11 protein-coding genes and 1 tRNA gene are annotated in these 13472 nt (G+C 66.5%); 4 read left to right on the top strand and 8 right to left on the bottom strand.

Annotated features, from left to right (window positions below; all coding sequences use genetic code 11):
• The first annotated feature begins 176 nt into the window (after positions 1-176).
• On the top strand, positions 177-2147 hold the full coding sequence (gene acs / locus IWX78_RS12030; protein WP_196833784.1) for an acetate--CoA ligase: 1971 nt from the start codon (positions 177-179) through the stop codon (positions 2145-2147).
• 124 nt (positions 2148-2271) lie between these two features.
• Here the strand turns inward: acs and IWX78_RS12025 are convergent, their stop codons facing one another.
• The 3 genes from IWX78_RS12025 to IWX78_RS12015 form a co-directional block, all read right to left on the bottom strand.
• Positions 2272-3105 (bottom strand): endonuclease domain-containing protein, encoded by an 834-nt coding sequence (locus IWX78_RS12025; RefSeq protein ID WP_196833783.1) that lies wholly within the window; start codon positions 3103-3105, stop codon positions 2272-2274.
• Between the two features lie 234 nt (positions 3106-3339).
• Positions 3340-3801 (bottom strand): RidA family protein, encoded by a 462-nt coding sequence (locus tag IWX78_RS12020; RefSeq protein ID WP_196833782.1) that lies wholly within the window; start codon positions 3799-3801, stop codon positions 3340-3342.
• Positions 3801-3959 carry a hypothetical protein gene (locus IWX78_RS12015; protein ID WP_177216662.1) on the bottom strand — a complete coding sequence of 53 codons (159 nt, stop codon included), beginning with the start codon at positions 3957-3959 and terminating at the stop codon, positions 3801-3803. The genes IWX78_RS12020 and IWX78_RS12015 overlap by 1 nt, the downstream gene beginning before the upstream one ends.
• Positions 3960-4021: 62 nt before the next feature.
• Between IWX78_RS12015 and IWX78_RS12010 the strand changes: the two genes are divergently transcribed.
• Complete coding sequence (locus IWX78_RS12010) at positions 4022-6589, top strand: transglycosylase domain-containing protein (RefSeq protein WP_196833781.1); 2568 nt, start codon at positions 4022-4024, stop codon at positions 6587-6589.
• Complete coding sequence (locus IWX78_RS12005; protein WP_334684712.1) at positions 6586-7563, top strand: metallophosphoesterase; 978 nt, start codon at positions 6586-6588, stop codon at positions 7561-7563. The genes IWX78_RS12010 and IWX78_RS12005 overlap by 4 nt, the downstream gene beginning before the upstream one ends.
• Before the next feature lie 248 nt (positions 7564-7811).
• On the opposite strand, the gene IWX78_RS12000 is transcribed toward IWX78_RS12005, so the two are convergent.
• The 3 genes from IWX78_RS12000 to IWX78_RS11990 form a co-directional block, all read right to left on the bottom strand.
• A tRNA-Pro gene (locus IWX78_RS12000) sits at positions 7812-7885 on the bottom strand.
• Positions 7886-7975: 90 nt separating this feature from the next.
• On the bottom strand, positions 7976-9556 hold the full coding sequence (locus tag IWX78_RS11995; RefSeq protein ID WP_196833780.1) for a glycosyltransferase family 39 protein: 1581 nt from the start codon (positions 9554-9556) through the stop codon (positions 7976-7978).
• On the bottom strand, positions 9553-10323 hold the full coding sequence (locus tag IWX78_RS11990; RefSeq protein ID WP_196833779.1) for a glycosyltransferase family 2 protein: 771 nt from the start codon (positions 10321-10323) through the stop codon (positions 9553-9555). The genes IWX78_RS11995 and IWX78_RS11990 overlap by 4 nt, the downstream gene beginning before the upstream one ends.
• A gap of 120 nt (positions 10324-10443) precedes the next feature.
• Between IWX78_RS11990 and IWX78_RS11985 the strand changes: the two genes are divergently transcribed.
• Complete coding sequence (locus IWX78_RS11985) at positions 10444-10905, top strand: GtrA family protein (protein WP_196833778.1); 462 nt, start codon at positions 10444-10446, stop codon at positions 10903-10905.
• A 54-nt stretch (positions 10906-10959) separates the two neighbouring features.
• Here IWX78_RS11985 and IWX78_RS11980 read toward each other — a convergent pair whose 3' ends face one another.
• Both IWX78_RS11980 and IWX78_RS11975 read right to left on the bottom strand, forming a co-directional pair.
• The gene (locus IWX78_RS11980; RefSeq protein WP_196833777.1) at positions 10960-11472 is read right to left on the bottom strand and encodes an LPXTG cell wall anchor domain-containing protein; all 513 of its coding nucleotides are present in this window, start codon (positions 11470-11472) and stop codon (positions 10960-10962) included.
• Between the two features lie 75 nt (positions 11473-11547).
• Positions 11548-13284 (bottom strand): DUF4012 domain-containing protein, encoded by a 1737-nt coding sequence (locus tag IWX78_RS11975; RefSeq protein ID WP_196833776.1) that lies wholly within the window; start codon positions 13282-13284, stop codon positions 11548-11550.
• Positions 13285-13472 lie beyond the last annotated feature (188 nt).

Here is a 13472-nt window from a genome sequence, read left to right as displayed (position 1 = left end):
GCGGCGCAACACCTTCGCAGCCTCGGCGAGTCCCCCAAAGAGTGGACCGCCCGAAAAACGTGCTTTCGGGCCGTCCTACGCACCACGAAAGGGGGTGAGAGGATCGGAGTACAGTCTGTAGAAGTCACACAGGGGTGACCCCGTGAACCGATCGCGAAGGAGCGAGAAGCCACAAGATGAATACCCAGATCGATAATCTCCTGCACGAACACCGCAAGTTTCCTGCGACAGAGGAATTCGCCCGCAATGCGGTGGCGACCGAAGCGCTCTACGACGAGGCGAAATCCGATCGGCTGGAGTTCTGGGCCAAGCAGTCGCGTGAACTCCTGCACTGGGAGACACCCTTCACGCGCACGCTTGACTGGTCGAACCCTCCGTTTGCGAAGTGGTTCGACGACGGTCGCCTCAACGTCGCGTACAACTGCCTCGACCGGCACGTCGAGGCAGGCAACGGCGACCGGGTTGCGCTGTATTGGGAGGGCGAGCAGGGCGACAGCCGCGCCGTCACGTATGCGGAACTGACATCCGAGGTCAAGCGCGCAGCGAACGTGCTCGCCGGACTCGGCATCGGTGAGGGTGACCGTGTCGCCATCTACCTGCCGATGATCCCTGAAGCGGTCGTTGCGATGCTCGCCGTCGCGCGGCTCGGGGCGGTGCACTCCGTCATCTTCGGAGGTTTCAGCGCCGACAGCATCCGTTCCCGGGTCGACGACGCGAGCGCAAAACTGGTCATCACCGCAGACGGCGGATGGCGCAAGGGCAAGGTTTCAGCGCTGAAGCCGGCTGTGGATGCCGCGCTCGAAGCCCGCGGAGACCTCGGCCCGCAGGAGACCGTGACGAACGTACTCGTGGTTCGGCGCGGCGGGAACGAGGTCGCCTGGAACGACCGCGACCTGTGGTGGCACGACGAGATGGCGAAGGCGGATGCCGAGCACGTCGCACAGTCGTTCCCGGCCGAGAGTCCGCTGTTCATCCTCTACACCTCGGGGACCACCGGAAAGCCGAAGGGCATCCTGCACACGTCAGGTGGATACCTGACCCAGAGCACCTTCACCCACAAGGTGGTGTTCGACCTCAAGCCCGAGACGGATGTCTACTGGTGCACCGCAGACGTCGGCTGGATCACCGGCCACAGCTACGTCGTCTACGGTCCGCTCGCGAACGGTGCCACCCAGGTGCTCTACGAGGGCACCCCTGACACTCCGCACCCGGGCCGGTGGTGGGAGATCATCGAGAAGTACAAGGTGTCGATCTTCTACACCGCACCGACCGCCATCCGTTCGTTCATGAAGCTGGGTCGCAAGATCCTCGGAAAGTTCGACCTGTCGTCGATCCGACTGCTCGGCTCGGTCGGAGAACCGATCAACCCCGAAGCGTGGATGTGGTACCGCAAGGTCATCGGCAACAAGCTCGCGCCGATCGTCGACACCTGGTGGCAGACCGAGACCGGCGCCATCATGATCTCGGCCCTCCCCGGGGTCACGGAGACGAAGCCCGGGAGCGCGCAGGTCGCGATCCCCGGCATCAACGTCGACGTCGTCGACGACGAGGGCAACCACGTGGGCACCGGAAACGGCGGGTTGCTCGTGGTGACCGAACCGTGGCCGTCGATGCTCCGCGGCATCTGGGGCGACCCGGAGCGTTTCAAGGAGACGTACTGGGAGAAGTTCGGTGACAAGTACTTCGCCGGCGACGGAGCCCGTCTCGACCACGAAGGCGACATCTGGCTGCTCGGGCGGGTCGACGATGTGATGAACATCTCGGGTCACCGCCTGTCGACGGCCGAGATCGAGTCGGCGCTCGTTGCGCATCCGTTCACCGCAGAGGCGGCGGTCGTCGGTGCGCACGACGACACCACCGGCCAGGCCGTCGTAGCGTTCGTCATCATCAAGGAGAGCATGCTCGAGGAATCGGCTGCGGTGGAAGACATCGCCGCTGTCCTGCGCTCGCACGTGGGCGAGCAGATCGGCCCGATCGCGCGCCCCCGCGACGTCTTCGTTGTCAACGAACTCCCGAAGACGCGGTCGGGCAAGATCATGCGGCGCCTGTTGCGCGATGTCGCCGAGGGGCGCGAGGTCGGCGACACGACGACGCTGGCCGACACCACGGTCATGCAGATCATCACCGGGCAGGTGACGGCGAAGTAGCCCCGAACGCAAGCTTGCGAACGGCTCAACCTGACACAAGGAAATAGCCACGAGAGAAGGATGCAGAAGGGGCTTCCGTCCTTCTCTCGGAGCTATCTCCTTCTCTCGAGTCACAGTGAACCTGTCAGGCTGCGAGGTGGAGCCCCTGCGCCATTGCGGCGAGAATCGTCGCTTCGACGAACGGCCAGTCGAACATGATCTGGGTGTAGTCGAACCGAAGAACGGTGTAGCCCATCAGGGTGAGCCGGGCGTCCTGCCGCAGATCGCGACGGCGACGTTCCGCCGCGGAGTGGGGGCCGAAACCATCCACTTGCAACAGAAGTCGCGAACCGATGACGCCATCGACCGGGTGCCCATCGATGACGACCTGCTGACGCATCTCGATACCGATTCGGCGCAAGCGCTCTTTCGGCAGAGACTCGATGCCCGAATCCGAGAGGATGCCGGTGGCATCGATCAGAAGCCGAAACGCGGCCGAGCGTGACACATACCGGGACAGCTCTTCATGGACGACCTTCTTTGTTCGAAGCGCGGACTCGAAAACGACCACCGCGCGTTCAAACGGCTGGCAGTCGGCGACGTGGGCAAGCACATTGCCGAGCGGCTCTGCAATGTGGCGGGGGCCGACCGGCACCGGTCCGGCGCTCCAGTGGAGACGCCTGGACGGATCGCTGCAGAGGGCTGCGTTGGGGGCGACAGAGACATGAAGTCGCCCGTCTGAGATCGTCCACAGTCCGAGGCGCCGGGTCTCGCTGACGCAGGTCAACCGTCCTCCTGCGGCCGCGACGGTGACGAGGTCCGCCGGGCAGCCCCGTGTGTACAGCCAATGTCGACGAGCCACACGCACGCGGCCAGCCGAGACCGCAGCTGCGATTCGATAGCGCGTATATCCGGCTTCCACGGCATCCGCCCGGTGCGCTATCCCGTCGCGGGAATTGAGCCAGCTTTCGAGATCCATGAGCAGATTCTGACCTCCGTCGAGACGGGGAGGATCTGGCCGCGGCTCTTGTGAGTAACCGGGTGTCGTCGATGCCCATGTGGAGGGGCGCCATCGACGGGATCGAATCCCGAGACCGCGGCGATAGTCGGCGCGCGAGAAGGAAAAAAGCGCGAGGGAAGGACGAACTACCGTGCGGCATCCTTCTCTCGCGCCTTTCTCCTGATCTGGAGCCGAGGACGTGAGGCGTGAGCGCTACGCGAACGCGAGCACCAGCTCCACCTCGACCGGCGCATCGAGCGGCAGAACCGCAACGCCGACCGCCGACCGGGCGTGGACGCCCGACTCGCCGAAGATCTCGCCGAGCAGCACCGATGCACCGTTGATCACTCCAGGCTGACCGGTGAACGACGGGTCGGATGCCACGAAGCCGGTCACCTTCACGACCTGGGTGACCCGGTCGAGTGAGCCGATCACGCTCTCGGCGGCCGCGAGCGCGTTGAGAACACACGTCGCCGCGTAGGCCTGGGCGTCCTCGGCCGGGACGGAGGTGCCGACCTTGCCCGTCGCCGGCAGAGCGCCGTCCACGAACGGCAGCTGCCCTGAGGTGTAGACGAGGTTTCCCTGCACCACGGCGGGAACGTAGGCGGCAACGGGTGCCGCGACAGCGGGGAGGGTGAGCCCCAGTTCAGTGAGTCGGTCGGCGATTCGCGACATCAGGCATCCGCCAGCGGACGCTTCAGGTAGGCGACGAGGCCGCCTTCCGGGCCGTTGACGACCTGCACGAGTTCCCAGCCATCACTGCCCCAGTTATTGAGGATGGCGGCGGTGTTATGGATCATCAACGGGGTGGTGATGTACTCCCAGCGGGGCATGTTTTCCTCTTGTATGTGCGGGTAAAGGCGGTTTTTCAGATTTGTCGCTTAATATCGATCTTATGCCTGAACAAAAACGCACGGCTAGAGGTGTGCTCGGGGGCTTCCTCGGCTTCATCGGCCTGAGCGCAGCAGCCGGACTTCTCGTCACCGCCGCTGTCACCCCCGCCCTCGCCGTCACCGGCATGACCGCCAACAACGCCATCAGCGTGTTCGACGGCCTCCCCGACTACCTCAAGGTCGGACAGTCGATGGAGAAGACCAACATCTTCGCCCAGACGTCCGACGGCAAGCCCGTCCTCCTCGCCTCGTTCTTCGACCAGAACCGCGAAGAAGTCTCCTGGGACCAGGTGTCGCAGTTCGCGAAGGACGGCGCGGTCGCAGCTGAAGACCCGCGCTTCTTCGAGCACGGCGGCATCGACGTCATGGGCACGACGCGCGCCATCCTCAAGACCTACGTCATCGGCGGGGCCACCCAGGGTGGGTCGTCGATCACGCAGCAGTACGTCAAGAACGTGCTCGTCCAGCAGTGTGAGATCGACTCGACCACCGACGAGGAACTCCAGGCCTGCGCCGACGACGCGACCCAGTCAGACGGCGCTGAGGGTGCCGGCCGCAAGCTCAAGGAGATGCGCTACGCCATCGGCGTGGAGAAGGACTACAGCAAGGACGAGATCCTCCTCGGCTACCTCAACATCGCCAACTTCGGAGCCCGCACCTACGGGATCCAGGCCGCGTCGAAGTACTACTTCGGGGTGACGGCCGCCAACCTCACTGTGGAACAGGCCGCAACCCTCGTCGCCATCGTGAACTACCCGTCCAGGCTCCGGATCGACATGCCTGACAGCGAGACCAACGGCGCCGCGAACGGATACGCGAAGACGCTCGAGCGACGCGACTACGTGATCAACAAGATGCTCGAAGAGGGCAAGATCACCGAAGAGCAGCACGCCGCTGCGATCGCCGTCCCGATCACCCCGAACATCCAGCAGCCCAGCACCGGATGCCAGACAGCAAGCAGCATGGCCTTCTTCTGCGACTACGTGACCAGGGTCATCCAGAAGGACGAAGCGTTCGGCGCCACCCCCGAAGCGCGCGCTGCCACCCTCAAGCGCGGTGGACTTCAGGTCTACACCACGCTCGACTACGACCTGCAGGTCGCAACGGCGACCTCGATCGACAAGTACATTCCGCGGTCGATGGAGAACACCGACATCGGAACGGCGGCGGTGACCGTGCAGCCGAAGACCGGCCGCATCCTCGCGATGGCCCAGAACAAGACCTACAGCAACAACGCTGCCCTGTCCGAAGCCGACAACTCGTACACCTCGGTGAACTACAACACCGACAGGGACTTCGGCGGATCGAGCGGATTCCAGGTCGGCTCGACGTTCAAGGCCTTCATCCTCGTCGACTGGCTCAAGAACGGCCACTCCCTGCGAGAGTCGGTCAGCGGGTCGAAGCGCACGTTCTCGAAGTGGAACTACAACAGCTGCGACCTCGGCACCCAGACCATTCCGTACACCCCGAAGAACTACGACGGAACGAGCCCAGGCCAGATCACCCCGATCGAGGCAACGCGTCGATCCGTCAACACCGCCTTCATCGCCATGGCGCAGAAGCTCGACGTGTGTGAGATCTTCCAGACCGCCAAGGATCTGGGTGTGCATCGCGCAGACGCTGATCCGATGGAGACGTTCCCCGCAACCCTCCTCGGCGCCAACGAGATCGCCCCACTGTCGCTCGCGACGGCCATCGCCGGTATCGCGGCCGAGGGCCTCTCCTGCACGCCGATCGCCATCGACAAGGTGGTCGGGCCAGACGGCGAAGAGATCGAACCGCCGAAGAGCACCTGCACACAGGCCGTCACTCCCGAGGTCGCCAACACCGCTGCATATGCCATGGAAACCGTGTTCGACGGGGGCGGTACCGCCTCCCGCGCTGCCGTCGGCGGAGCACCGCTGATGGGTAAGACGGGTACAGCTGACGACGCCGTCCACTCGTGGATCACCGGCGGAACAACCAACGCGATCACCTCGCTGTGGGTCGGCAACGTCGAGGGCAAGGACAGCATGTACGACGTGGTGGTGAACGAGGGGGTCACCGGCTTCAGCGCGAAGTTCGGCATCTTCTCGGGCATCCTGCGCACCGCGATCGACAAATTCGGTGGCGACCAGTTCGCCGCGCCTGACGACGCCCTCATCCGGGCCAAGCAGATCCAGGTTCCGGATGTCGCCGGTCAGTCGGTCGAGGCCGCAACCGCCGCACTCGCGAACGCCGGTTTCGGCACGCAGGTCGGTGCGCCGGTCGCGTCGAGCGTCGAAGCAGGCCTCGTCGCCTCGACCAACCCCGGAGCGGGAGCAACCGTCTCCACCGGGTCGACGATCACCCTGCAGCCATCAACCGGTACGCCGGCGGCTGCCGTGCCCAACGTCGTCGGAGCTGATCCGAATGCGGCGGTGGAAACCCTTGCAGGTGCCGGGTATGCCAACGTGACCATTGTCTGTGAACCAGACAATGGGACCGGGGCCGGACCCGGCACAGTGACGGCGCAGACTCCCGAACCCGGCACGGCGGCAGCCACCGGTGACGAAGTCACCCTCACCGTGAGAAAACAGAAGTGCGATTGACCGGGTTCTCTGGAGGCCGGGGGGTCGGAGCGGTCGCGATTGTCCTGGCCGCCGTCGGCGCAGGGGCGTTCGCCTGGGGCGCCCTGGTCGAGCGTCGTCTGTTCACGCTGAGACGCGAGACCGTTCCCGTGCTGCCGAAGGGCGCGGCATCCGTCACCATCCTGCACCTCAGCGACCTGCACATGGCGCCGTGGCAGACGAAAAAGCAGGAGTGGGTGCGCACCCTCGCGCACCTGAAGCCTGACCTCATCGTCGACACCGGAGACAACCTCGGGCACGAAGACGGCATCCCCGGGATCGAGCGCGCGTTCGCCGATTTCGGCGGCATCCCCGGCGTGTACGTGCACGGGTCGAACGACTACTTCGGGCCGATGCACAAGAACTGGCTCACGTACTTCTCCGGTCCGTCTCGCTCACGCCGGGGCCCGAAAGCGCCGCGCAAACGCAACCTCGACACCCAGCGCCTCGACGCGTTCTTCGGCACGGCACTCGGCTGGCAGAACCTCAACAACGCGGTCGGCAGTGTCACCGTCAAGAACACCCGCTTCGATGTCTTCGGCGTCGACGACCCGCACATCGGAGCCGACCGCCTCGACCTGCTCACCGGGCTCCTCGACAGCCAGCAGGACGACGAGTCACTCGAAACCCGGGATGCCGGGCTGCAGCACGTCGTGCACGTCGGTGTCGTTCACGCGCCGTACCAGCGGGTACTGAACTCGTTCGTGAACCACGGCGCCGACATCATCCTCGCCGGTCACACCCACGGCGGGCAGGTCTGCGTTCCCGGCTACGGTGCGCTCGTGACCAACTGCGACATCCCGCGCAAACAGGTCAAGGGTCTCAGCCTCTGGCGTCACGCACTGCGCTCCGCCTTCCTGCACGTCAGCGCCGGGCTCGGCACCTCCATCTACGCCCCCGTGCGCTTCGCATGCCGCCCGGAGGCGACGCTGCTGACCCTGGTCGCCCGCCCGTAGCGCCCAGCCCCTACCGCCGGTAGCGCGGTCCCTTCCGCCCGTAGCGCGGCGCCGTATCCACTACCCGACAGAAGGAAAAAGCGTCGGCAGAAGGATGCCACCCGCCACGGCATCCTTCCCTCGCGCCGATCTCCTTCTCCCGCGCCGATCCTCATCTGCCGAACGCAGCACACTGCCGCCGCGCAAGCACACGCACAGCGCGCACAAAAAGACCGCCCGGCTCCTGATGGAACCGAACGGTCTGACTGTCGGGGTGGCGGGATTCGAACCCACGACCTCTTCGTCCCGAACGAAGCGCGCTACCAAGCTGCGCCACACCCCGATTGGCCCGAAGGCCTCACTAAGAATAGCCGATAATTTCCGGGCAGGAGTACCGCTGCCCCGGCCGGCGTCCACCGCTCTCGCGGAACGGTCAGCGGGGCACGCAGACGGCGTAGTGCCCCACCCGCACCGGCAGGTCGGCGCAGACCGTATCGAGGGCGGCATCGAACGCCGCAACACCCGCGTCGGTGAGGTCGTAGTTGGCGTAGACCCGAGTCGTCGCGTCGAAGCCTGGCGCGTCGACGAGCGCGGCCCGAGCACCGGACAGCATGATCACCGACACCGCAGGACCCCAACTCGTCGCCAGCGTTGGCTCGCCGAGTTCACCGATGGCGGCCGCAGCCGTGCGCTGGTCTCCGAGCGTCTCGCCGTAGCGCACGTGGTCGGCGATCCCGATGTGGCCGCGCACCTGCACGGCGAGCGTCGTCGCGAGCAGAACGGATGCCGCAACGGCTCCGACCCTGAGTCCGGCCCGCTGCATGCCCGCCCTCTGCACGGTCGATCGCGGCGCGCTCCCGGCGCTGGCGTGCCAGAGCAGGCGCACGCCGAGCACCAGGAACGCCGCCAGAACGGGCACGAAGGCGAAGAGGCCGGGGGACGGATGCCGGATCCAGACCGGCAGGTGCGTCGAGAGGCTCCACCAGCCGACCCAGGTGGCCAGTCCGACGATGCACACCAGGAGCAGGATCACCAGTTCGCGGTTCACGGCGGGCGTTGCCGGGAGCATCCGCCGACGGGCGATCAGCGCTCCGAGCATCCCGACGACGACGAACACGACCACGCACAGCACGGGGAGGATCACCGGCGAGAACCAGGAGTCGACGAGCCCGACGAGCTTCTCCCCCACCGGAACACGATTGTCTCCCTGGCCGCCGGACAGTAGGAACCAGCCGAACTCCTTCGTGACCTGCACGTAGCCGGCCGGCCCGAGGGTGAGTAGTTTCCACAGTTCGACGGCAGCAACAGGGACCAGTGCGAACAGACCGCAGACGACGACCCGGCGCACCCGCAGCCAGAACGACTGCCCCGGCACCGTGGCGAACACGCCGATCGCGATCGCGGGAACGGCGAGAAGCCCGATCGTCTTCGTTTCGAGCGCGAGGCCCACGAGCAGCCCGGCGAGCCAGGGCCTCGTACGGAAGACATACAGTGCCCAGACGACGAGCGCTGCGGTCGGTACCTCGCCGAGGACGTCGATCGGGGTCTGGATCGGGGAGGCGGAATCCCAGGTGTTGAGCCCGAGCGGCACGGTGACCGCGACGAGTGCCGCCCACCGACCGCCTACGCGGCGACCGAGCAGCCAGAGCCCGACGAGCAGGGCGACGTAGAAGACGAGCATCACCGCACGACCCCCGAGCACCGGATCGGCGCCGAACGCGAGCACGGCGGCGATCGGCAGCAGCACGACGGGGCCAGTGGAGATCCGGGGGTCGAACGGCGACAACTGGCTGCCAGACAGCGTTCCGTCGCTGGTGTAGCCGAGCCCGTTCAGCAGGTTGATCGGCACCGTCAGGTTGAACGCCTCGTCTTCCCACAGCCGCATGACGGTGAATGCAGGAACGATGACGAGGATCTGTGCGACGACGACGAGCGCCAACACCGTCCAGAAGAGGACGGACGCCCAGAGCTGGTTGCCCGGCGCCTGTTGCCCCGCCGGCCGGTTTTCACTCATGGGCGGCCGCGGCCCGGCCTGAGACTCTCCCGCCACACCTCGGCGATGGCCTGAGCGCTGAATTCGCGGAGGCGGCGGGGCGGAAGCTTCGGCACGGTGTGCGCCTCGCCCCACATCGTTCCGGCCGCGGTCGCTCCGCGACGCGGAATGCTCTCCACCTTCACGTACCGCACGGTGAAGCCCAGGCGGCGCTCGGCGAGGGAGAAGTGGACGTGAGGAACGAGCGCATCGTCTGACACGAGCTGGAGCAGCTGAGCGATCGCCGCAGGGCGGTAGGCCCGCAGTGGGGTGTTCACGTCCGGGATCCGGCGGCCGACGGCGAGGAAGACAAGAAAACCGACACAACCGGTGAGCACCCGCCGGAACCAGGGATCGGTGCGGTGCTGGCGCACGCCGTGCACGACATCCACTCCGGGGAGTTCGAGCGCACGGACAAGCCGCGGAAAGTCGGTGCCGAGAAACTGGCCGTCACCGTCGACGTGCACGAGAGCATCCGGCTGGAGGGCGAGACCGGCGCGGTAGGCAGCGAGCGCCGTCGGGCCGTGGCCGCGATTGGCCTGCGCACGCACGACGACGAGACCGCCGAGTTCGTTCTCGAGGCTGCGGAGGACGGATGCCGTCTGGTCGGTCGATCGGTCGTCGACGACGACGAGGCTGACCCGGGTCGCGAGCGGAGTGACCTGCTCGACGATCTCGTGCAGGAACCCGGGTAGTCCGTCCGCTTCGTTGTATGCGGGCATCACCACGGCGAGATGTTCCAGCGGCACGGCACTCCCAGCCCTCGGCGGATAAGTCTGTCGATCAGCGTAGTGGAGCAGACGGCTGCATCCGGCCAATCGGCGCCGTGCCATGCCGCGCGCCGAAAGTGAAGTACCGTTGACGGCAGAATGCCCACCAGAACCCGAATCCGCCGCCTCGCCGTGCTCGGCACGCGCTTCCTCACCGTGGGCGCGATCTCGACGGTGATCGAGATCACCGTCTTCAACGTGCTGCACTACGCCCTCGGCTGGGATGTCGTCACCTCGAAGATCGTCGCATCGCTCGTCGCCCTCGTGAACGCTTACTTCGGCAACCGGGAATGGACGTTCAAACATCGCGGACAGCACGGCCGCGTCCTCGAGCTGGTGTTGTTTCTCCTCGTCAACGCGGTGTGCACGGCTCTCGGCGCCGGCATCGTCGCCGCCGGCGTTTCGCTGTTCGACAGCCCCGGCCCCGTGCTGGTGAATGCCGTCAACCTGGTGAGCATCGTGATCGTCGTCGTGGTGAGGTTCGTCTTCTACCACTACATCGTCTTCCGCGGCGTTCGGCCGACGGTCGCGTCGGCAGAGTCCGAACGCACGGTCGGATAAACCGACCGCGGTCGTCGCCTCGCTGTCTGGGGTCGACGACGACCACGGTCGGGGTCAGGCGGAGCGGCGACGGACCAGGGCGGCCGCTCCGAGGGCGAGGAGACCGGTGAAGACGAGGCCGCCGGAGACCCAGAGCCAGCTCAGGTCGGCTCCGGTGTTCGGCAGTCCGGGCTGTGCAGCTTCCTCGGCCGTCGGGCTGGCGTCGAGGCACTCCTGAGCGGGCGAATAGACGAGCGGGCCACGTGTCGGGCTGATGGTGCCCCACGTCGTCACCTCGTACTGACCTGCATCGGCGGATGCCGTCGGCAGGGTGACCTCGAGGCTCCCGTCTGTTGCAGCCGTGTGCTTCGACATGACGGCAGCAGCTTCGGTGGCGGCGGCGACCTCCATCGTGACCGACTCACCGGAGTCGTAATAGCCCGGTTCAGCCGTGAAAGTCGAGGTGCATGCCACGCTCACGACGGCTGCTCCGCCGCCGGGCGGGTATGCGGCGAACGCCGGGGCAGGCGCAGCAAGCAGGACGAGCAGCGTGAGGGACGCTGCCGCGAGGGTTCGGGTGGGGGTCACGGGTTCACTCCTTGATCTCGGCTGGAGCGTGCGGGTGCGCTCTCCTTAACGTGAGAATAACTCACTTTCGCAGGATCACGAGCATCCCGCCTGTCCCCGTTCGGGGCTGTTGACAACGAGGCCAGGAGTGACCTCGACCGTGGTAGCGGCAGCATCCGTGTAGTCGACCGTGACGTGCCCGGATTCGCCCGGTGTCACCTCGATGAAGACCGAGACGATGACACGTCCGGAGTCGTCACGCACGACCGTCTGCACCGCGTCGGCGCGCGTCACGACGCGTGCACCCGGCGGCAGCACCAGCAGCACCTGGGTGCGGATGCTTCCGGCCGGCACGCCGTACACACTGTCTCCGGTGACGAATCCGGGGAGGCTCGTTGCGGCATCCACCGGCGCGTCACTCGTGAGTTCGACTCGCACGCGCTGCTCATCGCCGGCACAGGACAGGGTGACGGCTCCGTCGAGGTAGTAGCCCATCTTGCCGCCGGTCGCGTCGTTGAGGTACACCCCGAGCACCGGGTCGGTGCCGGTCGAACGGACTCCGGCAAGCGCCGTCTCGGCGAGCACGGACTGCTCGTCGGCGTCTGCGCTCCAGATCCGCACGCGCCCTTCGTCTCCGCCCTGTACGACCGCTGCGAGCAGGCGGGCGGGGTCGACCTCGCCCGTGGTCAGCGCCGAGAAGACCGCGGCGGTCACTGAGGCGAAGAACGCATCCTGGTCAGCCGGTTCCTCGATCTCGGTGTAGACGTCGCTGAGAAGCATCTGCACGGCATTGTCGCTCGTCAGCATCCTGCCTCCGGCGAGTTCGACCGGTCCGGTGGCCTCGAGGACATAGGACAGCACGTACGGGTCGATCGCGAGGACTCCGTCGATCCGCATCCCCACGACCGGCTCTGCCATGGCTTTCGCGAGCTCGCCCGTTCGACTGAAGTCGGGGGTCAGATTGACGTCCTGCACGTAGCGGCCGAGGATCGTGCCGTACAGCCCGGCCTCCGCCGGAGTGAGCGGCAGGGCCGGTTCGGCGAGACGCGGGTAGTCCATGCTCGAGACGTGCTCGGCGAGGCTGAGATCGCCGGCGTTCGCCGCCAGCACGGCTGTCGCCCCTGGCAACCCTCCTGACGCGCGCAGTTCGGCGTTGTTCTGGATGAGAACGAGGTAGTTCCTTCGCCCGTCGGCCCCGAGCATGCCGGGAAGCAGGGTGACGGCGCGGTCGATCGCCCCGACGGTCTGCTCCACCTGGTCGACGAGCACGGACAGTTCGTCGACGGCCGAGCGCACGAACGGCAGCGTGGTCGATGTCTCGATCTCGGCCACCCGCGCGGCCAGTCCCTCAGCCGCAGACCGGGCCGCGGCCGCGCGCGGAGCGGCGTCGACGAGCGGCTGCAACGGAACGGACGCCCCGGCGAACGATCCGGCGTCGAGCTCGTCTGCGAGCGGAAGCAGCGGTGCGGCCACATCAGTGACGAGATCGTCGACGGCCTGCGCCGCCTCACGCACAGCCGTGAGATTGGGGCCGGCGAACGGCAGGATCTCGCCAGCACGCCAGACCGGATCGCTCGTGAGAGCCACCGCGGTCGCCGTGTGCCCGCCCGCCTTCTCCAACGTTCCCGCGGCAGCATCGGTGTTCCCGCCGGCCATCTCACCCTGCAGGCCCCCGGCGAGCGATCGGGCGGTCGACAACTCATCGGCGGCGGATGCCCCGCGGATGCCGATCCAGAGTCCGGCGCCGATCAGGGCGAGCAGCAGAGCAAGGAGCGCCCAGAGCAGGAAGGGTCTGCTCCGGGCGCTCCACGGCACGTCGGGTGTGCTGTTCATTCAGGTACCCGCTTCGGGTTCAGGTTCAAGAACGTGATGATTACTCAGCTTGAGCCTAGGCCGAACATCCCGCCCTGTAACCCACCCAAACGGGGCATGCTCTACCGGCTCGCTCCCACACCGGGCAAGGCCTCGACCGATTTCGGTCGGTGTCTCCTCGAGCGGGTAACGTTGAAGCGGTGCCCGCC

It is taken from the genome of Mycetocola sp. CAN_C7 (genome assembly GCF_015752285.1).
In the GTDB taxonomy this organism is placed as follows: Bacteria; Actinomycetota; Actinomycetes; order Actinomycetales; family Microbacteriaceae; genus Mycetocola_A.
Note: the sequence above shows the minus strand (reverse complement) of the source record. Positions and strands in the feature narration are given on the sequence as shown.

Coding starts and splice junctions, on each gene's coding strand:
- acs (WP_196833784.1), top strand. CDS start 177: ATGAATACCCAGATCGATAATCTCCTGCACGAACACCGCAAGTTTCCT.
- IWX78_RS12025 (WP_196833783.1), bottom strand. CDS start 3,105: ATGGATCTCGAAAGCTGGCTCAATTCCCGCGACGGGATAGCGCACCGG.
- IWX78_RS12020 (WP_196833782.1), bottom strand. CDS start 3,801: ATGTCGCGAATCGCCGACCGACTCACTGAACTGGGGCTCACCCTCCCC.
- IWX78_RS12015 (WP_177216662.1), bottom strand. CDS start 3,959: ATGCCCCGCTGGGAGTACATCACCACCCCGTTGATGATCCATAACACC.
- IWX78_RS12010 (WP_196833781.1), top strand. CDS start 4,022: ATGCCTGAACAAAAACGCACGGCTAGAGGTGTGCTCGGGGGCTTCCTC.
- IWX78_RS11995 (WP_196833780.1), bottom strand. CDS start 9,556: ATGAGTGAAAACCGGCCGGCGGGGCAACAGGCGCCGGGCAACCAGCTC.
- IWX78_RS11985 (WP_196833778.1), top strand. CDS start 10,444: ATGCCCACCAGAACCCGAATCCGCCGCCTCGCCGTGCTCGGCACGCGC.
- IWX78_RS11975 (WP_196833776.1), bottom strand. CDS start 13,284: ATGAACAGCACACCCGACGTGCCGTGGAGCGCCCGGAGCAGACCCTTC.